Origin of the sequence: Streptomyces sp. NPDC003720, from assembly GCF_042875075.1 — a bacterium.
Lineage (GTDB): Bacteria > Actinomycetota > Actinomycetes > Streptomycetales > Streptomycetaceae > Streptomyces.
Genome location: NZ_JBIANZ010000016.1, coordinates 94,915 through 117,006, shown reverse-complemented (window position 1 = coordinate 117,006; position 22,092 = coordinate 94,915). Strand labels below are relative to the sequence as shown.

General features: G+C 74.4%; 18 protein-coding genes. 14 read left to right on the top strand and 4 right to left on the bottom strand.

From position 1 onward, the window contains the following. Positions 1–618: 618 nt before the first annotated feature. Positions 619–2,397 carry a phosphatidylglycerol lysyltransferase domain-containing protein gene (locus ACFYU0_RS33875; RefSeq protein WP_389306164.1) on the top strand — a complete coding sequence of 593 codons (1,779 nt, stop codon included), beginning with the start codon at positions 619–621 and terminating at the stop codon, positions 2,395–2,397. A gap of 10 nt (positions 2,398–2,407) precedes the next feature. Then, positions 2,408–3,115 (top strand): hypothetical protein, encoded by a 708-nt coding sequence (locus ACFYU0_RS33870; RefSeq protein ID WP_351670723.1) that lies wholly within the window; start codon positions 2,408–2,410, stop codon positions 3,113–3,115. A gap of 86 nt (positions 3,116–3,201) precedes the next feature. On the opposite strand, the gene ACFYU0_RS33865 is transcribed toward ACFYU0_RS33870, so the two are convergent. Continuing rightward, positions 3,202–3,966, bottom strand: coding sequence for a hypothetical protein (locus tag ACFYU0_RS33865; RefSeq protein WP_351670720.1), 765 nt, complete (start codon positions 3,964–3,966; stop codon positions 3,202–3,204). Positions 3,967–4,057: 91 nt separating this feature from the next. On the opposite strand from ACFYU0_RS33865, the gene ACFYU0_RS33860 reads away from it, so the two are divergent. The 9 genes from ACFYU0_RS33860 (at position 4,058) to ACFYU0_RS33820 (ending at position 16,183) form a co-directional block, all read left to right on the top strand. Next, entirely contained in the window at positions 4,058–4,843 is a 786-nt protein-coding gene (locus ACFYU0_RS33860) for an adenosylcobinamide-GDP ribazoletransferase (protein WP_351670717.1), read from the top strand. Between the two features lie 27 nt (positions 4,844–4,870). Beyond that, positions 4,871–5,545 (top strand): RDD family protein, encoded by a 675-nt coding sequence (locus ACFYU0_RS33855; RefSeq protein ID WP_351670714.1) that lies wholly within the window; start codon positions 4,871–4,873, stop codon positions 5,543–5,545. Between the two features lie 166 nt (positions 5,546–5,711). Beyond that, positions 5,712–7,238, top strand: a complete 1,527-nt coding sequence (locus tag ACFYU0_RS33850; protein WP_351670711.1) for a leucyl aminopeptidase — start codon at positions 5,712–5,714, stop codon at positions 7,236–7,238. A gap of 283 nt (positions 7,239–7,521) precedes the next feature. Beyond that, the gene (lpdA, locus tag ACFYU0_RS33845) at positions 7,522–8,910 is read left to right on the top strand and encodes a dihydrolipoyl dehydrogenase (protein WP_174266524.1); all 1,389 of its coding nucleotides are present in this window, start codon (positions 7,522–7,524) and stop codon (positions 8,908–8,910) included. 62 nt (positions 8,911–8,972) lie between these two features. Beyond that, the gene (gene sucB, locus ACFYU0_RS33840) at positions 8,973–10,769 is read left to right on the top strand and encodes a 2-oxoglutarate dehydrogenase, E2 component, dihydrolipoamide succinyltransferase (RefSeq protein ID WP_389306160.1); all 1,797 of its coding nucleotides are present in this window, start codon (positions 8,973–8,975) and stop codon (positions 10,767–10,769) included. 175 nt (positions 10,770–10,944) lie between these two features. Further along, on the top strand, positions 10,945–11,568 hold the full coding sequence (locus ACFYU0_RS33835) for a GntR family transcriptional regulator (protein ID WP_351670704.1): 624 nt from the start codon (positions 10,945–10,947) through the stop codon (positions 11,566–11,568). A 272-nt stretch (positions 11,569–11,840) separates the two neighbouring features. After that, positions 11,841–14,543, top strand: coding sequence for a pyruvate dehydrogenase (acetyl-transferring), homodimeric type (gene aceE, locus ACFYU0_RS33830; protein WP_351670701.1), 2,703 nt, complete (start codon positions 11,841–11,843; stop codon positions 14,541–14,543). A gap of 78 nt (positions 14,544–14,621) precedes the next feature. Further along, positions 14,622–15,608, top strand: a complete 987-nt coding sequence (locus tag ACFYU0_RS33825) for a helix-turn-helix transcriptional regulator (RefSeq protein ID WP_389306158.1) — start codon at positions 14,622–14,624, stop codon at positions 15,606–15,608. Between the two features lie 56 nt (positions 15,609–15,664). Continuing rightward, a complete protein-coding gene (locus ACFYU0_RS33820; RefSeq protein WP_351670785.1) occupies positions 15,665–16,183 on the top strand; it encodes a DUF4240 domain-containing protein in 519 nt (172 codons plus the stop codon). Positions 16,184–16,217: 34 nt separating this feature from the next. Here ACFYU0_RS33820 and ACFYU0_RS33815 read toward each other — a convergent pair whose 3' ends face one another. After that, a complete protein-coding gene (locus ACFYU0_RS33815; protein WP_389306156.1) occupies positions 16,218–16,442 on the bottom strand; it encodes a hypothetical protein in 225 nt (74 codons plus the stop codon). Between the two features lie 248 nt (positions 16,443–16,690). Then, positions 16,691–17,518, bottom strand: coding sequence for a peptidoglycan recognition protein (locus ACFYU0_RS33810; protein ID WP_389306154.1), 828 nt, complete (start codon positions 17,516–17,518; stop codon positions 16,691–16,693). 198 nt (positions 17,519–17,716) lie between these two features. Here ACFYU0_RS33810 and ACFYU0_RS33805 point away from each other — a divergent pair, with 198 nt between their 5' ends. Next, on the top strand, positions 17,717–18,910 hold the full coding sequence (locus tag ACFYU0_RS33805) for a MarP family serine protease (RefSeq protein WP_389306152.1): 1,194 nt from the start codon (positions 17,717–17,719) through the stop codon (positions 18,908–18,910). 68 nt (positions 18,911–18,978) lie between these two features. On the opposite strand, the gene ACFYU0_RS33800 is transcribed toward ACFYU0_RS33805, so the two are convergent. Beyond that, positions 18,979–19,461: a GNAT family N-acetyltransferase gene (locus ACFYU0_RS33800; protein ID WP_351670689.1), complete on the bottom strand. Its 483-nt coding sequence runs from the start codon at positions 19,459–19,461 to the stop codon at positions 18,979–18,981. 56 nt (positions 19,462–19,517) lie between these two features. On the opposite strand from ACFYU0_RS33800, the gene ACFYU0_RS33795 reads away from it, so the two are divergent. Then, a complete protein-coding gene (locus tag ACFYU0_RS33795; RefSeq protein ID WP_351670686.1) occupies positions 19,518–20,411 on the top strand; it encodes a TIGR01777 family oxidoreductase in 894 nt (297 codons plus the stop codon). A gap of 214 nt (positions 20,412–20,625) precedes the next feature. Beyond that, a complete protein-coding gene (locus ACFYU0_RS33790; protein WP_351670683.1) occupies positions 20,626–21,990 on the top strand; it encodes an NAD(P)/FAD-dependent oxidoreductase in 1,365 nt (454 codons plus the stop codon). Positions 21,991–22,092 lie beyond the last annotated feature (102 nt).

Genomic DNA, 22,092 nt, shown 5'->3' with positions numbered 1-22,092 from the left:
AGGCGGGCCAGGAAGCCGAGCCGGAAGCGGACGGACGGCCGGATCCGGAGACGGACCAGGGGGCGGAGCCGGACGGCCGGAGCCGGAAGCGGACCGGTAGGCGGGCCAGGAAGCCGAGCCGGAAGCGGACGGACGGCCGGATCCGGAGACGGACCAGGGGGCGGAGCCGGACGGCCGGAGCCGGAAGCGGACCGTTAGGCGGGCCAGGAAGCCGAGCCGGAAGCGGACGGACGGCCGGAGCCGGAGACGGACCAGGAGGCGGAGCCGGACCAGGAGGCGGAGCCGGACCAGGAGGCGGAGCCGGACGGCCGGAGCCGGAGACGAACCGGGAGGCGGACCCGGACGGCCGGGACCGGAGACGGACCAGGAGGCGGAGCCGAAGACGGACCGGTAGGCAGCATCGGAGACGGACCCGCAGGCGAATCCGGAGACAGACCACGAGGCGGAGCCGGAGGCGGACGCCCGGAGCCAGAGGCGAAGCGGTAGCCGGAAGCGGACGGGCGGCCGTGGCCGGAGACGGACGGGCCGCCGGAAGCGGACGGGCGGGGTCGGAGACGGAGTGGCCGGTCGTGGTGGGCTGCGCGGTTCACGGCAAGGGCGCACATATCATCCCCTCTCATGGGAGATGCCCGAAATGCCGTGGAGCAGCAGGCCGAGCCGGGGCGGCGGTCCGGCGGCGCCTCCCGTCGGGCCGCCGCGTTCGCCGTCTGGTACCTGCGGGCCGTCGCGTTCGTCAACTTCCTGAGCGCGGTGTGGGTTTCGCTGGGGCAGGACGTGCGCCGGCACAACCAGGAGAACTTCTTCACGCCGTACCTGCTGACCGCCGGCTTCGCCTCGGGCGTGTTCACCGCGTTCCTGGCGATCACCATGCGGCGCCGCAAACGCGCCGCCTGGATCCTGAACCTCGTGCTGAGCGGGTCGTTCCTGGTCCTGTTCGCCTTCGCCATGGCGTTCCCTGAGATCCGGCAGTACGCGCAGAACTGGGTGTCCCTGGCGCTCACGGCCGTCTTCACCGGGGCGCTGCTGGCCGGTCGGCGGGAGTTCTACGCCAAGGGCGACCGGTCGAACCCGAGGCTGGCCGCGACCGTGGCGGTCGGCGGCGGACTGCTCGCCTCGCTGCTGGCGGGCGCGCTGGTCACGGTCACCAACCAGGCGCCGGACGCGGCCCGTTCGACGTTCCTCGAGCGCTGGCACTACGGCACGCTGCGGCTGGTCTCGGTGGCCGCCGACGAGAGCCGCTTCCCCGGGATCGACCCGCCCAACTGGGCCAACGTGGCGGTCAACGTGCTCAGCACCGTGCTCGTGCTGGCCGTGTTCTACGCCGCCTTCCGCTCCCGGCGCGCCGTGGACCCGCTCACCGAGGACGACGAGAAGCGGCTGCGGGCGCTGCTGGAGCGGCACGGGGAGCGGGACTCGCTCGGCTACTTCGCGCTGCGCCGGGAGAAGAGCGTGGTGTGGTCGCCGACCGGGAAGGCGGCCGTGGCCTACCGCGTCGTCGGCGGGGTGAGCCTCGCCTCCGGTGATCCGCTCGGCGACCCGGAGGCGTGGCCCGGGGCCATCGCGCCGTGGCTGGCCGAGGCGCGGGCGCACGGATGGATCCCGGCCGTGATGGGGGCGAGCGAGGAGGCGGGGACGGTCTACGCCCGGCACGGCCTGGACGCGCTGGAACTGGGCGACGAGGCGATCGTGGAGGTCGCCGAGTTCACCCTCGAGGGGCGGGCGATGCGGACCGTCCGGCAGGCGTACAACCGGGTGCGGCGGGCCGGCTACCGGGTGCGGATCAGGCGGCACGAGGACATCCCGGCGGCGGAGATGGCGTACCTCGTGGAGCGGGCCGACGACTGGCGGGACGGGGCCACCGAGCGCGGCTTCAGCATGGCGCTGGGGCGGCTCGCCGACCCCGAGGACGGCCGGTGCGTGATGCTGGAGTGCACGGACGCCGAGGGCCGGCTGCGGGCGCTGCTCTCCTTCGTGCCCTGGGGGCCGCACGGGCTGTCCCTCGACCTCATGCGGCGGGACCGGGACTCCGACAACGGGCTGATGGAGTTCATGGTCATCGAGCTGCTGCGGCGGGCCGGGGAGATCGGGATCACGCAGGTCTCGCTGAACTTCGCGATGTTCCGCTCGGTCTTCGAACGTGGCGCGCGCCTCGGCGCCGGTCCGGTGCTGAGGCTGTGGCGGTCGCTGCTCAGCTTCTTCTCCCGCTGGTGGCAGATCGAGTCGCTGTACCGCGCCAACGCCAAGTACCGGCCCATCTGGGAGCCGCGGTTCCTGCTCTTCGAGAAGAGCGCGGACCTGCCGCGCATCGGCCTCGCTTCGGCGCGCGCGGAGGGGTTCCTGGAGGCGCCGGGGCTGCCGAAGTGGGTGCACCGCAGGCATCTGGAGACGCACAGATGAGGAACGCCTGATGGGCAGGGCCGCCCGCTGGGTCCGCGCCGAGTGGGGGCCGCTGTACGTCGCCGTGCGCGACCCCCTGCGCGAGCGGCGGCTGCGGGCGGCGCCGATGTCGGCCGGGGCGGTGTGCCTGACCGCGCTGCTGCAGTACGCGCAGAACCAGCCGTGGGGTTGCCGGTTCGTGCAGGGCGTGGGCGCGCCGCGGGCGGAGGACCCGCTGTGGCAGGCGCTCTTACGGACGCCGCTGTCGCTGTTCGTGCCGGCGCTGGACCTGCCCGTGTGGGGGGCGCTCGCGCAGATCCTGTTCGTGTTCGGGGTCGCCGAGATCTGTCTGGGCCGGTGGCGCACGCTGGCCGTCGCCTACGTCGCCACGCTCGCCGGGACGCTGTACGCGCGGATCGGCATCGCCCTCGGCCCGCACGCCCCGTTCGGCCTGCCCGCGTCGGACGCCCGGGTGGTGGACACCGGCCCCTCGGCGGCGGTGGTCGGCCTCGCCGTGTACGTGGCCTGGCGCTACGGGGCCCATGTCACGGTGGGCGCGGTGACCACGGCGATGGTGGTCGAGGTGCTGCTGAAGGAGAACCTGGCCGGCAAGGAGCACCTGGCCGCCCTGATGGGCGTCGGCGCCCTCTGTTTGGCGGCGGCCCTGCGCGGGCGCCGCGCCCGCCGCCCCCTCCCCGCCGCGTCCCCCGAGCCCGCCCCGCCCCCGCTCCGCCCCTGAGCCCCGCCAAGAATTTCGGTCGCGGGGCGCCCTCCAGCGGCATGTGCACGGTACGGATCCGGCCCCGGCCCGCCCGTGCGGAGCGCTCAGTGGGGCCCCGGCAGGCGGGTCGGGCGGGGGTCGGGTTTGCCTCCGATCCAGTCCTGGACGACGCGGCGGGGGCCGGACCAGCGCCGGTCGTGGCGGTAGGCGCGCAGGGCGGCCTTGGCGCGGGCGCGGGGGCGGCGGCCGTAGAAGCGGCGGGCCCACAGGGAGCCGGGGCGGGCCAGCCGGACCGCGCCGACGAGCGCGACCAGCGGCACGATCGCCCCGAACACCGCGACGCGGGCCTTGCCCTTGCTCAGGGCGACCAGCGCGAAGAGGAAGTTCATCGCGATCGTGCCGATGACGCCGCCCCGGTCCTGCAGCTCCTGCTCGGACAGGTCGTTGACGCCGAACGGCGCGAAGCCGGCCAGCAGCAGGCCGACCAGGGCCGCGGTGAGGGCGACCGCCTCGACGCTCTTGCGGCCCTCCGCGGTCCAGTAGACGTCGTCGAGGTGCAGGATCAGCGCGAACTCGTCCAGGACGAGACCCGCGCCCATGCCGAAGACCACGGCCGCGAGGGCCCCGCCGGCGCCGTTGCGCTCGCTGGCGACCGCGCCGAACCCGCCGACGACGGTGAGCACCACACCGGGGACCACGTGGTGGATGTGCAGCCCGCCCGCCTTGACGTTGCCGAACGGGCCCCTGCCGGCCCGGATCAGCCGGGTGATGACCCGGGTGACGACGAAGGTCAGCACGAAGGCGGCGAGGGCGAGCAGCAGCGGGAGCTTGCCCGGCTCCAGGATGTTCCGCTCCCACCAGTGCCCCATGTGCGCACATTACCCGGAATCACCCCGTCTCTCAGTGCCGTTCGTCCGGGCGCCCGGCGGGGGTCGGACCGGCGCCCGGTAGCCTGCGCCGGTGTCCAGGACCCCCGCCCTCCACGGCCTCCGCTTCGCCTTCGGCACGCTCACCGTGCTGCCCGTCCGGGTGCACCGCTGGGACCGGGAGGCCGCCCGCGGTGGCATGCTGAACGCCCCGGTGGCCGGACTGGCCGTCGGCGCCTGCGCGGCCGGGCTGGGACTGCTGCTGCTCCTGCTGGGCGCCGGCCCGCTGCTCGCCGCCGTGGCCTCGGTGGCCGTGCCGGCCGCGCTGACCCGCGGACTGCACCTCGACGGGCTCGCCGACACCGCCGACGGCTTGGGCAGCGGCAAGCCGGCCGAGGACGCGCTGCGGATCATGAAGCGGTCGGACATCGGGCCGTTCGGCGTCATCACGCTCCTGCTCGTGCTGCTGGCCCAGGTGGCCGCGCTGGCGCAGCTCTACGGCGACTCCTGGACCCGGGGCGCCACCGCCGCGCTGATCTCGGCGGTCACGGCCCGGCTGGCGCTCACCCTGGCCGCGCGCACCGGGGTGCCGGCCGCCCGGCCGGAGGGGCTGGGCGCGGCGGTCGCCGGGGTGGCGCCGGTGCCGGGCGCGCTGGCCGTCGCGGCGGCCGTCACGGTCGTCTCGGCCGCCTGCGGCGCGGCCCTCGGCCCGTACGGGGCGCTGCGCGCCGCGGCGGCCGTGGTGCTCGCGCTGGCCGCCGCGGAACTCCTGCTGCGCCACTGCACCCGGCGCTTCGGCGGGGTCACCGGCGACGTGTTCGGCGCCCTCGCGGAGACGGCCGCGACGAGCGCCCTCGTCGTGCTGGCCCTCGGCCGCTAGTCTCTGGGCCCTACACGGACGTCGGGAATGATCGGGGGATCATCCGTGCTCACCGTGCGCCGCGCGCTGGCCTGGTCGGTCGACTTCGCGCTGGTCCTGACGGCGGCCTGGCTGCTGGCCGCGCTCACCTTCCACCGGATCACCGCGCTCGTCACCGACGTGCCGGAGCTGGCCGCCCGCGGCGGCTTCGACCTGCTGACCTCGCGCGGCGACGTCCTCGACGCCTCCGAGACGGTCGGCCTCTCGCTGTGGAACGAGGCGGTGCTGGACGTCGAGGAGGCCTTCGGGGCGCTCGTGCTCGCCGCCTTCCTCTACCAGTGGGCCTGTCTCGCGCTGCTCGGCCGCACCCTGGGCAAGGGCCTGCTCGGACTGCGGGTCACCCCGCGCCTGTCCCGCCGGGCGCTGCGCCGGGCCGCCGTCACCACCGCCGCCGACGTCGCCGTGTACGCCCTGGCCTGCGTGCTGCTGATAGAGGGCCGGTTCCTGCTGTCCGTGCTGGTGTGGGCGGCCGCCGTGACGCTCTTCCTGGTGAACGCGCTGCCGGTGCTCTCCCCCGGCCGCCGCTCCCTCGCCGACCGCCTGGCCGGCACCTCGGTCGCCGCGGTGACCCTGCGCGCCGGGGATCCGGGGGATAGGGATTACCCGAAGACATGGCCGAGGGATTACCCCAGGGCATGGCCCGGGGACCACCCGCAGGGCTGAGGGAACGGGCGTACGCGCGTAGTCTCGTCCCGGGTGTTCGCCGACAGGGTGAAGGCCCCGGTTGCCACCCGCCTCCAGGCCTGGGCCTAGGGTCGGCTGTCGGGCCCGGTCGACCCACCCCATTTCGGCCACTGCAACTTCACATCGGAAGCGAGATTTCACCACCGTGACTGCTCTGACTCTCAGCACCGCCGCGGCGCCCGGCCTGCGGGCCGACGCGATCGTGATCGGTGTCGCCAAGGGTGCCAAGGGGCCCGTCGTCGCGCCGGGCGCCGAGGCCGTGGACAAGGCGTACGACGGCAAGCTGGCCGGCGTCCTGGAGACCCTCGGCGCCGCCGGTGCCGAGGGCGAGCTGACGAAGCTGCCCGCCCCGGCCGGCTTCAAGGCGCCGCTCGTGGTGGCGGTGGGCCTGGGCGCGGAGCCCGAGAAGGACGCCGGGTACGACGCCGAGGCCCTGCGCAAGGCCGCCGGCGTGGCCGCCCGGACCCTGACCGGCGCCCGCAAGGCCGCGTTCGCGCTGCCCGTCGACGGCCCCGGCGCCATCGGCGCGATCGGTGAGGGCGTGCTGCTCGGCGCGTACGCCTTCGACACCTACAAGGAGAGCGCCAAGGACGCGCGGGCCAAGAACGGCAAGGCCCCGCTGGCCGAGGCCGTGGTGCTCGGCGGCAAGCCGCGCGACGCCGCCCACAAGGGCGCCGTGGCCCGTGCCGTCGCGGTCTGCGAGGAGCTGAACCGCGCCCGCGACCTGATCAACATGCCGCCGAACGACCTCACCCCGCAGGCGTTCGCGGGCGTCGCGCAGAACGCGGCCAAGGAGCACGGCCTCAAGATCCAGGTGCTCGACGAGAAGGCCCTCGTCAAGGGCGGCTACGGCGGCATCCTGGGCGTCGGCGGCGGCTCGGCCGCGACCCCGCGGCTGGTCAAGCTGTCCTACTCGCACCCCAAGGCGGACAAGCACCTCGCCCTCGTCGGCAAGGGCATCACCTACGACTCGGGCGGCATCTCGCTGAAGCCGGCGGGCCACAACGAGACGATGAAGTGCGACATGAGCGGCGCCGCCGCCGTGTTCGCCGCGGTCGTCGCCGCCGCCCGGCTCGGCCTCAGGGTCAACGTCACCGGCTGGCTGGCGCTGGCCGAGAACATGCCCTCGGGTTCCGCCGTCCGCCCCGGCGACGTGCTGCACATGTACAGCGGCAAGACGGTCGAGGTGCTCAACACCGACGCCGAGGGCCGGCTGGTGCTCGCCGACGCGCTGTGGGCGGCCTCGCAGGAGGCGCCGGACGCGATCGTGGACGTCGCCACCCTGACCGGCGCGATGGTGCTGGCGCTGGGCAGCCGGACGTTCGGCATCATGGCGAACGACGACGCGTTCCGCTCCGCGCTGCACGAGGCCGCCGAGGAGGTCGGCGAGCCCGCGTGGCAGATGCCGCTGCCCGAGCACCTGCGCAAGGGCATGGACTCGTCCGTCGCCGACATCGCCAACATGGGTGAGCGCATGGGCGGCGGCCTGGTGGCCGGCCTGTTCCTGCGCGAGTTCGTGGGCGAGGGGATCACCTGGGCGCACCTCGACATCGCGGGTCCCGCGTTCAACGAGGGCGGCCCGTTCGGCTACACCCCGAAGGGCGGCACCGGTTCCGCCGTCCGCACGCTGGTGCGGCTGGCCGAGCTGACCGCGGCGGGTGACCTGGGCTGATGAACGCCCGGTAGCCCGGGCCGCCCCCCGGCGGGGCGGCCGCGGGAGCGCGGGGACCGTTCGCGCGGTCCCCGCTTCCGCGTCCCCGCGCGCCTTGGTTTGCGGGGGTACGTGGGGTGTCTCACACTGAGGCCCCGCGTCTCGTCCGCCTCGAACAAGTGCAAAGATGGAGCCCGGCAGGACAGGGCCCCCACCGAAGGGCCGAAGCATCAAGCGGCCGGACACCAGCCGCCCGCCGGTCATCGGAGATCGGCGCAAGGCGCACATGCATGGAGGACGTGACGTGGCGAACGACGCCAGCACCGTTTTCGACCTAGTGATCCTCGGCGGTGGTAGCGGTGGTTACGCCGCGGCCCTGCGCGGGGCGCAGCTGGGCCTGGACGTCGCCCTGATCGAGAAGGACAAGGTCGGCGGCACCTGCCTGCACCGGGGTTGCATCCCCACCAAGGCCCTGCTGCACGCGGGCGAGGTCGCCGACCAGGCCCGCGAGAGCGCGCAGTTCGGCGTCAAGGCCACCTTCGAGGGCATCGACATCGCCGGGGTCCACAAGTACAAGGACGGTGTCATCTCCGGCCTGTACAAGGGCCTGCAGGGTCTCGTCGCCTCCCGCAAGGTGACGTACATCGAGGGTGAGGGCCGGCTGTCCTCCCCCACCTCCGTCGACGTGAACGGCCAGCGGATCCAGGGCCGCCACGTCCTGCTGGCGACCGGCTCCGTGCCGAAGTCGCTGCCGGGCCTGGAGATCGACGGCGACCGGATCATCTCCTCCGACCACGCCCTCGTCCTGGACCGCGTGCCGAAGTCCGCGATCATCCTGGGCGGCGGTGTCATCGGCGTCGAGTTCGCCTCGGCGTGGAAGTCCTTCGGCGCCGACGTCACGGTCGTCGAGGGCCTGAAGCACCTCGTCCCGGTCGAGGACGAGAACAGCTCGAAGCTGCTCGAGCGCGCCTTCCGCAAGCGCGGCATCAAGTTCAACCTCGGCACCTTCTTCCAGAAGGCCGAGTACACCCAGGACGGCGTGAAGGTCACCCTCGCCGACGGCAAGGAGTTCGAGGCCGAGGTCCTGCTCGTCGCCGTCGGCCGCGGCCCGGTCTCCCAGGGCCTCGGCTACGAGGAGCAGGGCGTCGCCATGGACCGCGGCTACGTCCTGGTCGACGAGTACATGCGCACCAACGTCCCGACCATCTCCGCCGTCGGTGACCTGGTCCCGACGCTCCAGCTCGCGCACGTCGGCTTCGCCGAGGGCATCCTGGTGGCGGAGCGTCTGGCCGGTTTGAAGACCGTCCCGATCGACTACGACGGTGTCCCGCGGGTGACGTACTGCCACCCGGAGGTCGCCTCCGTCGGCATCACCGAGGCCAAGGCCAAGGAGATCTACGGCGCGGACAAGGTCGTCGCTCTGAAGTACAACCTGGCGGGCAACGGAAAGAGCAAGATCCTCAACACCGCGGGCGAGATCAAGCTCGTCCAGGTGAAGGACGGTGCCGTGGTCGGCGTCCACATGGTCGGCGACCGCATGGGTGAGCAGGTCGGCGAGGCCCAGCTGATCTACAACTGGGAGGCGCTGCCGGCCGAGGTCGCCCAGCTCATCCACGCCCACCCGACGCAGAACGAGGCCCTCGGCGAGGCGCACCTGGCGCTGGCCGGCAAGCCGCTGCACTCCCACGACTGAGCCTTCGGTCAACGGGCGCGACGACACAGACTTTCCGCAATTCGTAAGGAGCAACCGAAACCATGGCGGTTTCCGTAACCCTTCCGGCGCTCGGTGAGAGCGTCACCGAGGGCACTGTCACCCGCTGGCTGAAGGCCGAGGGCGAGCGCGTCGAGGCCGACGAGCCGCTGCTCGAGGTCTCGACCGACAAGGTCGACACCGAGATCCCCTCGCCCGCCGCCGGCGTGCTGGCCTCCATCAAGGTCGCCGAGGACGAGACCGTCGAGGTCGGCGCCGAGCTGGCCGTCATCGACGACGGCTCCGGCGCCCCCGCGGCCGCTCCGGCCCCGGCCGCCGAGCCGGCTCCGGCCGCCGAGCCCGAGCCCGCTCCGCAGGCCGCCCCGTCCACCGAGCAGGCGGCCCCCGCCCCCGCCCCGACCGCCGAGGCGGCCTCCGGCGGCGGTTCCGCCGAGGGCACCGACGTGGTCCTGCCCGCGCTCGGTGAGTCCGTCACCGAGGGCACCGTCACCCGCTGGCTGAAGTCGGTCGGCGACTCCGTCGAGGCCGACGAGCCGCTGCTCGAGGTCTCCACGGACAAGGTCGACACCGAGATCCCGGCGCCCGCCTCCGGCGTGCTGCTCGAGATCGTGGTGAACGAGGACGAGACCGCCGAGGTCGGCGCCAAGCTCGCCGTCATCGGCGCCCCGGGTGCCGCTCCGGCTCCGGCCGCCCCGGCGCCCGCCGCCGCTGCCCCGGCCGCTCCGGCCCCGGCCCCGGCCCCGGCCGCTCCCGCCGCTCCGGCCCCGGCTCCGGCGCCCGCCGCCGCTCCGGCGCCGGCCCAGCCCGCCGCTCCGGCCCAGCCGGCGGCTCCGGCCCCCGCCCCGGCCGCTCCGGCCCCGGCTCCGGTCACCCCGGCGGCCGCGCCGACCGCGCCGACCGCCACCCAGGCGACCGACGAGGGCGCCTACGTGACCCCGCTGGTGCGCAAGCTCGCCGCCGAGAACGGCGTCGACCTGGCCGCCGTCAAGGGCACCGGCGTCGGCGGCCGTATCCGCAAGCAGGACGTCCTCGCCGCCGCCGAGGCCGCCAAGGCCCCCGCGCCGGCCCCGGCCGCCGCCCCGGCCGCGGCCAAGAAGGCCCCGGCGCTCGAGGTCTCCCCGCTGCGCGGCCAGACCGTCAAGATGACCCGCATCCGCAAGGTCATCGGCGACAACATGGTCAAGGCCCTGCACGAGCAGGCCCAGCTGTCGTCGGTCGTCGAGGTCGACGTCACCCGTCTGATGAAGCTGCGCGGCAAGGCGAAGGACTCCTTCGCCGCCCGTGAGGGCGTCAAGCTCTCCCCGATGCCGTTCTTCGTCAAGGCCGCCGCCCAGGCGCTGAAGGCCCACCCGGTCATCAACGCCCGGATCAACGAGGCCGAGGGCACCATCACCTACTTCGACGCCGAGAACATCGGTATCGCGGTGGACTCGGAGAAGGGCCTGATGACCCCGGTCATCAAGGGCGCCGGCGACCTCAACATCGCGGGCATCGCCAAGGCCACGGCCGACCTGGCGGGCAAGGTCCGCGCCAACAAGATCACCCCGGACGAGCTGTCCGGCGCGACCTTCACCATCTCCAACACCGGTTCGCGCGGCGCGCTGTTCGACACGATCATCGTGCCGCCGAACCAGGTCGCGATCCTCGGCATCGGTGCCACGGTCAAGCGTCCGGCCGTCATCGAGACCGAGGAGGGCACGGTCATCGGCGTCCGCGACATGACGTACCTGACCCTCTCCTACGACCACCGCCTGGTGGACGGCGCCGACGCGGCCCGCTACCTGTCGGCGGTCAAGGCGATCCTGGAGGCCGGCGAGTTCGAGGTCGAGCTCGGCCTCTGACCAGCCTGATCGGCAGTGCGGCACCCCGCCCGGAGCGTTCCGGGCGGGGTGTTCGCGTTTGTCGGGGTGCGCGCCGTGTAAGCCTCGTCTCACCTGCGTCAAAGCACCCCGCGCGCCCTCTGCGCGGCGCGAACCCGCCGTATTGTCTAAACGTCAGCCCCTGGGAGGAGCCCCCATGACCGCGCCCGTCGTCCACTCGCTGCGCGAACAGATCCGCGAGCACATCGTGGAGGGAATCGTCAGCGGGCGCTGGCAGCCGGGCGAGCGCATCGTGGAGCGGCGGATCGCCACCGAGCTCGAGGTCAGCCAGACGCCGGTGCGGGAGGCCCTGCGCGAGCTGGAGTCCCTCCGTCTGATCGAGTCGGCCCCCAACAAGGGCGTGCGGGTCCGCAACCTCACCGCCGCCGACCTGGAGGAGAGCTACCCCGTCCGGGCCGGCCTGGAGGCCATCGCGGCGGAGCTGGCGGCCGAGCGCCTCGCCGGCGACTGCTCGGCCCTGGAGCCGCACGTCCTGGCCCTGTACGAGGCCGACCGCGCGGCCGACGGCACGGCCCAGGTGCGCCACACGGTCGGCTTCCACCGGGAGCTGGTGCGCGCGGCCGGCAACTCCGTGCTGCTGCACACCTGGGAGGGCCTGGGCATCGAGGTGTTCACGGCGCTGTCCATCCGCTGGCTGGGCACGGTCCAGCAGAGCTACGCGGAGGAGCACGAGGAGCTGGTGCAGGCGTTCCAGCGCCGCGATCCCCGGATCGCCGAGCTGGTGAAGGCCCACGTGCTGGGCTGCGCTCCGCGCGCCTGACCCAGTCGAGCACACCCCCGCTCATACGCCGTCCGACCTGCGAAAACCCCTCACCGATCACGACACTGGGTGCCCCTGCGCGAGGCACCCCGTGCCGACTTTCTCGATATCGAGAAGTTTTCCCCCTCCAACCTTTGATCGATCATCGATCACGGAGTTAGAGTCTCGGCGGACCTCCACCGAGGTCCGCTGCCCTGTCCTGCCAAAGACCAAGGGCAACCCCGAACCCTTAAACGATGAGGGAACCCCCTTCGACTGAGGAAGGCGGCGACATGACCGACCCCAACGCCATCCAGCCGAGCGCGCTCGACCAGCTCCCGGACCGCGACCCGGAGGAGACCGCCGAATGGCAGGCCTCCCTGGACGCCGTGGCCAGGGAGGCCGGGCCGCACCGCGCCGCCTACCTGATGCGGCGCACGCTGGAGCGTGCCGAGGCGGGCGGCGTCGCGCTGCCGAAGCTCCTCGAGACGGACTACGTCAACACCATCCCCACCTCCGCCGAGCCGGCCCTGCCCGGCGACCCGGAGATGGAGGCCCGGATCACCGCCTGGAACCGCTGGAACGCGGCCGCCATGGTGACCCGCGGCGCGAAGCACGGCGTCGGCGGCCACATCGCCACCTTCGCCTCCGCGGCCTGGCTCTACGAGACCGGTTTCAACCACTTCTTCCGGGGCAAGGAGCAGGACGGCTCCGGCGACCAGCTCTACATCCAGGGCCACGCCTCCCCCGGCATCTACGCCCGCGCCTTCCTCGACGGCCGGCTGAACGAGGGACACCTCGACAACTTCCGCCAGGAGTCCGGCGGCAACGGCCTGCCCTCGTACCCGCACCCGCGCCGGCTGCCCTGGCTGTGGGAGTTCCCGACGGTGTCGATGGGCCTCGGCCCGCTCTCCGCGATCTACCAGGCGCGCTTCAACCGGTACCTCACCAACCGCGGCGTCAAGGACGTCTCCGCCTCCCACGTCTGGGCCTTCCTGGGCGACGGCGAGATGGACGAGCCCGAGTCGACGGCCGCGCTCGCGCTGGCCGCCCGTGAGGAACTGGACAACCTCACCTTCGTCATCAACTGCAACCTGCAGCGCCTCGACGGCCCGGTCCGCGCCAACTTCAAGATCGTGCAGGAGCTGGAGGCCCAGTTCCGCGGCGCCGGCTGGAACGTCGTCAAGACGCTCTGGGGCTCGGCCTGGGACGAGCTGTTCGCCCTGGACACCACGGGCGCGCTGGTACGCCGGCTGCGCCAGGTGCCGGACGCGCAGGTCCAGACGTACCAGACCCGCGACGCCGCCTACATCCGCCAGGACTTCTTCGGCGCCGACCCGGCGCTCGTGGAGATGGCGAAGCTGCTGAGCGACGACAAGATCCTCGAGTGCTTCCACCTGTCCCGCGGCGGCCACGAGGCCCGCAAGGTCTACGCCGCGTACAAGGCGGCCGTCGAGCACAAGGGCGCGCCGACCGTGATCCTGGCCCAGACGGTCAAGGGCCACACCCTGGGCAGCGGCTTCGCGTCGAAGAACGCCAACCACCAGATGAAGAAGCTCTCGGTGGACGAGTTCAAGGCGATGCGCGACCTGCTGGAGCTGCCGATCAAGGACGGCGACTTCGCCGACGGCGTCGTCCCCTACGGCCACCCCGGCGCCGACTCCCCCGAGGTCCGCTACCTGCAGGAGCGCCGCGCGGCCCTCGGCGGCCCGGCCCCGGCCCGCCGCGTCCACGCGCCGGCCCCGCTGCCCGCCCCCGCCGAGAAGGCCTTCGCCGCCTTCGACAAGGGCTCCGGCTCCCAGAACGTCGCCACCACCATGGCGTTCGTCCGCCTGGTCAAGGACCTGGTCCGCGACAAGGAGACCGGCAGGCGCTGGGTGCCGATCGTCCCGGACGAGGCGCGCACCTTCGGCATGGAGAGCCTCTTCCCGTCCCTCGGCATCTACTCGCCGAAGGGCCAGACGTACGAGCCGGTCGACCGCGACCAGCTCATGTACTACAAGGAGGCCAAGAACGGCCAGATCCTCAACGAGGGGATCACCGAGGCCGGTTCGATGGCCGACTTCATCGCCGCGTCCAGCGCCTACGCGACGCACGGCGAGGCGATGATCCCGTTCTACATCTTCTACTCGATGTTCGGCTGGCAGCGCACCGCCGACCAGATGTGGCAGCTCGCCGACCAGCTCGGCCGCGGCTTCCTGGTCGGCGCCACGGCGGGCCGTACGACGCTGACCGGCGAGGGCCTGCAGCACGCCGACGGCCACTCCCCGGTGATCGCCGCCACCAACCCGGCCGCGCTCAGCTACGACCCCGCCTTCGCCTACGAGGTCGCGGTGATCGTCCGCGAGGGTCTGCGCCGGATGTACGGCGAGGCCAAGCCGGGCGAGGACCAGAACGTCTTCTACTACCTCACCGTCTACAACGAGCCGCTGCCCCAGCCGGCCAAGCCGGCCGCGCCCGGCGTCGACGAGGGCATCGTCAAGGGCCTGTACCGCTTCAACACGGCGGAGTCCGCGGGCGTGACCGTCCCGGCCAACGCCCCGCGCATCCAGCTCCTCGGCTCGGGCACGGCGATCCACTGGGCCCTCGACGCGCAGAAGCTGCTCGCCGAGGAGTGGGGCGTGGCCGCCGACGTGTGGTCCGCGACCTCCTGGGGCGAGCTGCGCCGCGACGCGCTCGACGCCGACGCGGCCCTGCTGCGCGGCGAGGAGCGGGTGCCGTACGTCCGGCAGGCGCTGCAGGGCGCCGAGGGCCCGGTGCTGGCCGTGTCCGACTACATGCGGCAGGTCCCGGACCAGATCGCGCAGTGGGTGGAGCAGGACTGGTCCTCGCTGGGCGCGGACGGCTTCGGCCTCTCCGACACCCGTGAGGCGGCCCGCCGCCACTTCGGCGTCGACGCCCAGTCGATCGTCGTCGCCGCGCTCGCCCAGCTCGCCAAGCGCGGCGAGGTCCAGGCGACGGCGGTGAAGGAGGCCCGGGCGAAGTACGGGCTGTAGTCACCGGCTTCTCCACGGAAGGGGTACGGCGGTCGCCGTACCCCTTCCGGTGTCGGTGGCCCCCGGCAGGATGGGGCCATGCGTGCCGCCCGCCTCATCAAGATGGTGCTCCTCCTCCAGTCCCGGCCCTCCATGACCGCAGCCGAGCTGGCGCGGGAGCTCGAGGTGTCGGAGCGGACGGTCACCCGGGACGCGCAGGCGCTGTCGGAGGCGGGCGTGCCGGTGTACGCGGACCGGGGGCGGGCCGGCGGCTACCGGCTGGTCGGCGGGTACCGGACGCGGCTGACGGGGCTGGCGCGCACCGAGGCCGAGGCGCTGTTCCTGAGCGGGGTGCCGGGCGCGCTGCGCGAGATGGGGCTGCAGGACGCGGCGGGCGCCGCCCGGCTGAAGGTGTCCGCCGCGCTGCTGCCCTCCCTGCGGGACGCGCCGGACAGTGCCGCCCGGCGGTTCCACCTGGACGCGCCGGCCTGGTTCCAGGAGCCGGAGACGCCCGCGCCGCTGCCGGTGATCGCCGAGGCGGTGTGGGCCGACCGGCGGATCCGCGCGGTGTACCGGCGCGGGGAGCGGCCGGTGGAGCGGGAGCTGGAGCCGTACGGGCTCGTACTGAAGGCCGGCGTCTGGTACCTGTGCGCGCGGGTGACCGACGGCGGCGCCTTCCGGACGTACCGGATCGACCGGTTCGGCGCCGTCGACGCCCTCGGCGAGCGCTTCGACCGGGTGCCGGACTTCGATCTGGCTGCCTTCTGGGCCGGGCAGGCCGAGCGGTTCGCCCGGTCGATCCTGCGCGCCGAGGTCGTCGTGCGGCTGTCCCCCGGCGGCGTGCGCAGGCTGCCGTACGCCGTGGACCCGGTGGCCGCGCGCGAGGCGCTCGCGGGCGCGGGCGAGCCGGACGGCGAGGGCTGGGTGACGGTGACGGTGCCGGTGGAGTCGGAGGAGGTGGCGCACGAGCAGCTGACGGCGCTGGGTCCGGAGGCGGAGGTGCTGGCGCCGGCGGGGCTGCGGGAGCGGTTCGCGGCGGACGCGGTCCGGCTCGCCGCGCGCTACGGGCGCGCGGACGGCGCATAACGATCCGCCACACTCCGCGTGCGCCCCACCGGTGGAGGCCCGATGCTGGTGCCGTGATGGACGAGACGGAGTTCTGGGAGCTGATCGACGCGGCCCGCGAGGCCGCCGAGGGCGATCCGGAGGAGCAGGCGGACCTGCTCGTGGAACGGCTGCTCCAACTGGACCCGGAGCTGGTCCTGGACTTCGCCCGTCACTTCGAGGCCCGGTACAACCGGGCGTACCACTGGGACCTGTGGGGCGCCGCCTGGGTCCTGCTGGGCGGGGCCAGCGACGACGCGTTCGACTACTTCCGGTGCTGGCTGATCGGCCAGGGCCGGGAGGTCTTCGAGGGCGCCCTGCACGACCCGGACTCCCTGGCCGACCTGCTCGAGGACTTCGACGAGGAGATCGACGGGGACGGCGAGGAGCTGGGCTACGCGGCGGACGAGGCCTACGAGCAGCTCACCGGCACCGTCGCCCCGGACCTCGGCATCGCCCCGGCGCCGGCCGAGCCGGAGGGCACCGCGCTCTCCTTCGAGAACGAGCGGGTGCTCGCCGAGCGCTATCCCCGGCTGTGGGAGCGCTTCAGGGAGTAGCCGGGCCGGGCACGGACGGCACCGGACCGCCGCTTCATGCGCCCGTGCGCCTCCCGGTGGTGTCCGCGGGCGGGCGGTCGGACGTGCCGGCCGGCGGCGGGTGGTGCGGGGGCGCGGCGTCGGCCCGGTCGAGGGCGGAGGCGGTGGCGGCGGCCGGGCCGAGGATCACCGCCGCGACCGCGCACACCACCGCCCAGGGTCCGCGCGCCGGCCTCGTCCGTCCCGCCCGCCGGGTGAACCGCCCGCGCCCGCCGTTCATGGTCCCCGCCTCCACTCGTCCGGCGCCGTGCCCGGCACCGCATCCCCTGCCCCGCCCGGCGCGGTCGTGCCGCGCCCGTGCCCGGCGCCGCGTCCCCTGCCCCGCCCGGCGCGGTCGTGCCGCGCCCGTGCCCGGCGCCGCGTCCCCTGCCCCGCCCGGCGCGGTCGTGCCGCGCCGGTGTCCGGCGCCGCGTCCCGTGCCGTGCCCCGGACGGTAGGGCGCGCGGCTCGGAGCGGGCTGCGGGCCGGCTACGGCCCCGCTGTGGGCGTCCTGCCCTGCAGCCGGGCGGCCCGCTGCCTGATCTCCGGCAGCCGGGCGGTGAGGGCGGCGCCGGGGCAGGTGGTCCTGAACCCCTCGTCGTGGCCGGCCACGGCGGGCAGGGTGGTGGCGGTGCCCGCCTTGAAGCGGCTGAGTCCGTTGCTGGAGACCAGGCGGGCCCGGGCGCGCGGGTCGACGTCGGCGAGTCCGAGCTTCCAGGCGGCGAGGGCGGCGATCGCGTCGGTCATGGCCCGCGGCACGGGCACGCCGGCGGTGAAGGTGCCGAGGGCGGCGATGCCCGCGGTGCGGTGGTTGAAGCCCTGGGTGTGGGCGCCGGTGACCGGCCGGTCCACGCCTCCGGCGCGGCCCTCGTAGATGGTGCCGCAGCGGTCCACGAGGAAGTTGTAGCCGATGTCGTCCCAGCTCCGGCTGCCGGTCTGGCCGGCGTACAGGGCGCGGATGATGCGGGGCGTGTCGGCGCAGTCGTACCCGTTGGGCGAGTCGGTGTGGTGGACGAAGACGGCGACCACCTTGTCGTCGTAGCGCGGGGGCGGCTGACGGGCCGGGGCGGCGGCCCGGTCCAGCCAGACGGAGCGGGTCAGGATGCGCGGCCGGGCGGCGTGGTGGGCCGGGGCCTGCGGGTCGGCGCCGGGCCGGGCGAGGCGGACCGGGGCGGCGCTCTCGACGCCCCGGGCGCACAGGGCGAGCGCCACGACGGCCATCAGGCCGGGCAGGCAGCCGAGCAGCACCAGCACGGCACCGGGGACGCGGGCGGGCCGCCGTCGTTGCGTTCCCGGCGCTCTTCGGGGGACGCGCATGGTCCCACTGTCGGCTCGGCGCGCCGTGCCCGCGATGTGGGGTGTGCCACCTGGTGGAACCATCGTCCTTGTCCAGGCCGTTTCTGGGGATATACGCACACGTGGCCGGTCGGCGGTCCGGTTGGCCGCTCGCGCACGCGACTGATCACCGGGGCCGCCCGGCCCGTATCTCAGGGGGTCCGAGAGAAAGGCGGCTCCGTGGACCTGCTCGACCTGGTGCTCGCACTGGTGGCCGTCGCCTACGCGGTGTCCGGTTACCGGCGCGGGCTGGTGGCCGGTTGCCTGTCCCTGGCCGGGTTCGTGGGCGGCGCGGCGGTCGGCGTGTGGGCGCTGCCGTGGGTGACCGGGCTCGCCGAGCGCGGGTCGGCGGCGGCGACCGTGCTGGCGGTGCTGACCGTGCTGGTGCCGGGTGTATTGGGGCACGAGCTGGCGGCCCGGCCGGCGCTGCGGCTGCGGCGTCAGCTCGACCGGGAGGGGCGGGGTCCGCTGCGGGTGGCGGATGGCGCGGGGGGCGCGGTGGCGAACGCGGCCGCCGTGCTGATCGTGGCCTGGGTCGCGGCGAGTGTGCTGGGCGCCTCCTCCTCGCAGACCGTGACCACGGCGATCCGGAACTCGGCGGTGCTGGGCGCGGTGCAGGAGGCGATGCCGGAGACCACCCCGGTGTGGTTCTCGCGGGCCACCGCCGCGCTGACGGAGGCGGGTTTCCCGCAGGTCTTCAACCCCTTCGAGAACGAGTCGACGGCCCGGGTGGCCCGGCCCACCGGCGACAGCGTCACGTCCGCGGCGGCGAACGCGGCGCGGCGCAGCTCGGTGAAGATCGAGGGCGCCTCCGGCACCGAGGGGCGGGAGGGCAGCGGCTTCGTGTACTCGGCGCGGCACGTGATGACCAACGCGCACGTGGTGGCGGGCATCGACCGGCCGAGCGTGCGGGTGGGCGGGGTCGGTGCGGCGTACCGGGCCCGGGTGGTGCTCTTCGACCCGGACCGGGACGTGGCGGTGCTGTACGTGCCCCGGCTGCGCGCCCCGGTGCTGCGGTTCGACCACGGCGCGGTGCGCGGCGAGCCGGCGGTGGTGGCGGGCTATCCGCAGGACGGCGGCCTCGACCTGCAGGCGGCCACGGTGGCGAACCGGGTCCGGGCGCGGGGCCAGAACATCTACGGCACCCGTACGGTCACCCGGGAGATCTACTCGATCCGCTCGACGGTCCGGCCGGGCAACTCCGGCGGCCCGCTGCTGTCCGCCGACGGCCGGGTGTTCGGCATGGTCTTCGCCCGGTCCACCTCGGACGCCGAGACGGGGTACGCGCTGACGGCGGACGAGGTGGCGGCCGACGCCTCGACCGCGGCCACGGCGACGGCGCCGGTCGGGACCGGCCACCTCGTCACGTCGTAGCGCGCGGGCCGCCCTGCCCGGGAGCACGCCGGTGGCGCTTCGGTGGCACTCCGGGAGGGGCAGGGTCCTCAGAGGGCGCGGCCCATGAGCACGTCGTCGACGAAGGCGCCCTCGATCAGCCACTCCCCGGGCAGCACGCCCTCGACCACGAAGCCCTGGGACTCGTACAGGCGCCGGGCCGGGGTGTTGTGGCCGAGCACGCGGAGGGTGAGGCGGCGCGCGCCCCGCGCCCGCGCCTCCTCGACGGCGGCCCGGACCAGCGCCCCGCCGACGCCCCTGCCGCGGGCCTCGTCGGAGACGACCAGGCCCTGGATCTGGCGGACGTGCGCGTTGGCGGCCAGCGCGGTGGGCAGGACGAGGCGGATGTACCCGGCGATGCGCCCGTCCAGTTCGGCGACGAGGTAGTCCCCCGGCCGGTGGCGCTCGTCGAAGAAGGGCGGGTACGGCGGCCGCGGTGCGGGCAGTACGGCGTGCAGCGGGGACCAGGCGGCCCGGTCGAGGAGGGCCAGTTCCTCCTCGTCGGCGGGCAGGGCGATGCGTATGGACGGCATGGGGCTCACCCTAAGCAGACCGGGGAGGAACGGCCGCGGCGGGGAAGGATGGGCGCATGGAACGTTCGCGAATCGCGGTGGCCGGTGCGTCCGGTCTCATCGGCAGCGCCCTGGTGCGGTCCCTGACGGCCGACGGGCACGAGGTGGTGCGCCTGGTCCGCCGCGCGCCCCGGGGCGGAGACGAGGTCCGCTGGGATCCGGAGCGGCAGCAGGTGGACGCGGCCGGGCTGGCGGGCTGCGACGCGGTGGTCAACCTAGCCGGGGCGGGAATCGGCGACCGGCGCTGGACACCGGAGTACAAGCGGCTGATCCGGGACAGCCGGGTGCTCGGCACGGCCGCGCTGGCGGAGGCGGTGGCCTCGCTGGACACCCCGCCGCGGGTCTATGTGAGCGGCAGCGCGATGGGCATCTACGGCGACACCGGTGACCGCGCGGTGGACGAGGACGCGCCGCCGGGCGACGGCTTCCTGCCCTCGCTGTGCGTGGAGTGGGAGGAGGCCGCGGCGCCCGTGCAGGAGGCGGGGGTGCGGACGGTGTTCCTGCGCACGGGTCTGGTGGTGGCGCGGGGCGGCGGGGCCTGGGGCCGGCTGTTCCCGTTGTTCAAGGCGGGGCTCGGGGGCCGGCTGGGGAGCGGGCGGCAGTACTGGTCGTACATCGCGCTGCACGACGAGGTGGCCGCGATCCGGCACCTCATCGACGACGGCACCGCGTCCGGGCCGTACAACCTGACCGCGCCGCAGCCGCTGACGAACCGTGAGGTCACGGAGGCGATGGGCCGGGTGCTGCACCGGCCGACGCTGTTCGCGGTGCCGGAGCCGGTGCTGCGGGCGGCGCTGGGCGAGATGGCCGGGGACGTGCTGGGCAGTCAGCGGGTGCTGCCGAAGCGGCTGCTGGAGTCGGGGTTCACGTTCGCGTTCCCGGGCATCGAGGACGCGATCCGCGCGGCCTGACCGCCGGCCGGGCGCCCGTCGGCGGCTTGTGAGGGCTCGTGTGATCTGTTGAGTTCTCTTGTGACCGTATGCGACCGCCGTGCGACCGTGCCCTGTCGATGCGCGGACCACTCCTGTCCGGTCAGGGACCTAACCTCAAGCCGAACTCGGGTATCCCCGGAGCCAGTTGGGGGCATGACGTCTCCACCGGCCGCGCAACCACAGGAGGGGCCTCGTGCTTGAGCCCGCGTACCAGGTGGACGTCGTCATCGTGGGAGCCGGGATCGCCGGACTCTCGGCGGCTCACCGGCTCACCAGCGCAGGAGTAACCACCGCAGTCCTGGAGGCCGCCCCGTGTGCGGGCGGCCGCATGTCGACCGAGAAGGTCGACGGCTTCCGGCTCGACCGCATAGGACAGCTGCTGTCCACGTCGTATCCCGAACTCCGGCTGACGCCGGGGCTGGGCGCGCTCGCCCTGCGCCGGTTCGCGCCGGGCGTGCTGCTGCATCGCGACGGGCGCACGCACCGCGCGGGCGCACCGGCGGTCACGGGGAGCGCAAGGGGCGCACTTCATGTGGTGCGCGCCCTCGCGAGCGCCCCTCGTGGTCCGGCGGCCCCGCCGGGCCGGACCGGCGCGCCGGTCGGCGGCGCGGTCGACCAGGCCCGGCTCGGCACCGCGCTGGGCCGGATCGCCACCACCCCGGTCGAGCGCCTGCTGTCCCGGCCCGAACTTCCCGCGGCGCAGGCGCTCGCGGCCCGGGGGGTGCCGGCGCGCACCGTCGAGGGCTTCCTGCGCCCGCTGCTCGCCGCGCTGCTGTGCGATCCGGAGCTGTCCACGTCCAGCCGGTGCGCGGACCTGGCGCTGCACGCCTTCGCGAGCGGCCGGCTGTGCGTGCCGGAGGGCGGCGCCGAGGCGCTGCCCGAGCTGCTGGCCCGGACGCTGCCGCCCGGCACCGTGCGCACCGGGGTGCGGGTCACCTCGGTGTCCACGACCTCGGTGACCACCGCCGAACACGGCGAGGTCCGCTGCCGCGCGGTGCTGGTGGCGACCGACGCGCGGGCCGCGGCGCAGCTGCTGCCGGGCCTGAGGGTGCCGGACTTCCACCCGGTGACGGTCCTGCACCACACCACCGACGACCCGGCGCCGGCCTTCGCCGCCGGCACCTCGCTGCTGCTGGACGCCGACCGCGGCGGACCGGTCGCGCACACGGCGGTGCTGAGCAACGTCGACCCGGGCCGGGCGCCGGCGGGGCGCGTGCTGATCTCCTCGACCGTGCTGGGCGCCCCGCCCGACGGCGTCGACACGGCCGTGCGCATCCACCTGTCCCGGCTCTACGGCACCTCGACCCGGCGCTGGGAGACGCTGGCCGTGCACCACACCCCGGAAGCGGTGCCCGCCATGCGCCCGCCGCACGACCTGCGCCGCCCGGTGCGGCTGCTGGCCGGCCTGTACGTCTGCGGCGACCACCGCGACACCAGCACCGTCCAGGGCGCCCTGCACTCGGCCCACCGGGCGGCCGCGGCCGTCCTCGCGGACCTGGGGGCGACGGGGTCGATGCACCGGTCGGACCCCGCGCCCACCCTGCCGAGCGCCGCCTGACCCGCCGCGGCCGGGGCCCGTCCGCGTGATCCGCCGGGACGGGCCGCGTCCGCGAGGTCGCGTCGCGGGCGTGGCTTCGCGTCCGCGAGATCGCGTCGCGGA

Coding starts and splice junctions, on each gene's coding strand:
- ACFYU0_RS33825 (WP_389306158.1), top strand. CDS start 14,622: ATGCGTGCCGCCCGCCTCATCAAGATGGTGCTCCTCCTCCAGTCCCGG.
- ACFYU0_RS33815 (WP_389306156.1), bottom strand. CDS start 16,442: ATGAACGGCGGGCGCGGGCGGTTCACCCGGCGGGCGGGACGGACGAGG.
- ACFYU0_RS33875 (WP_389306164.1), top strand. CDS start 619: ATGGGAGATGCCCGAAATGCCGTGGAGCAGCAGGCCGAGCCGGGGCGG.
- ACFYU0_RS33795 (WP_351670686.1), top strand. CDS start 19,518: ATGGAACGTTCGCGAATCGCGGTGGCCGGTGCGTCCGGTCTCATCGGC.
- ACFYU0_RS33820 (WP_351670785.1), top strand. CDS start 15,665: ATGGACGAGACGGAGTTCTGGGAGCTGATCGACGCGGCCCGCGAGGCC.
- ACFYU0_RS33855 (WP_351670714.1), top strand. CDS start 4,871: ATGATCGGGGGATCATCCGTGCTCACCGTGCGCCGCGCGCTGGCCTGG.
- ACFYU0_RS33800 (WP_351670689.1), bottom strand. CDS start 19,461: ATGCCGTCCATACGCATCGCCCTGCCCGCCGACGAGGAGGAACTGGCC.
- aceE (WP_351670701.1), top strand. CDS start 11,841: ATGACCGACCCCAACGCCATCCAGCCGAGCGCGCTCGACCAGCTCCCG.
- sucB (WP_389306160.1), top strand. CDS start 8,973: ATGGCGGTTTCCGTAACCCTTCCGGCGCTCGGTGAGAGCGTCACCGAG.
- ACFYU0_RS33865 (WP_351670720.1), bottom strand. CDS start 3,966: ATGGGGCACTGGTGGGAGCGGAACATCCTGGAGCCGGGCAAGCTCCCG.
- ACFYU0_RS33835 (WP_351670704.1), top strand. CDS start 10,945: ATGACCGCGCCCGTCGTCCACTCGCTGCGCGAACAGATCCGCGAGCAC.
- ACFYU0_RS33810 (WP_389306154.1), bottom strand. CDS start 17,518: ATGCGCGTCCCCCGAAGAGCGCCGGGAACGCAACGACGGCGGCCCGCC.
- ACFYU0_RS33870 (WP_351670723.1), top strand. CDS start 2,408: ATGGGCAGGGCCGCCCGCTGGGTCCGCGCCGAGTGGGGGCCGCTGTAC.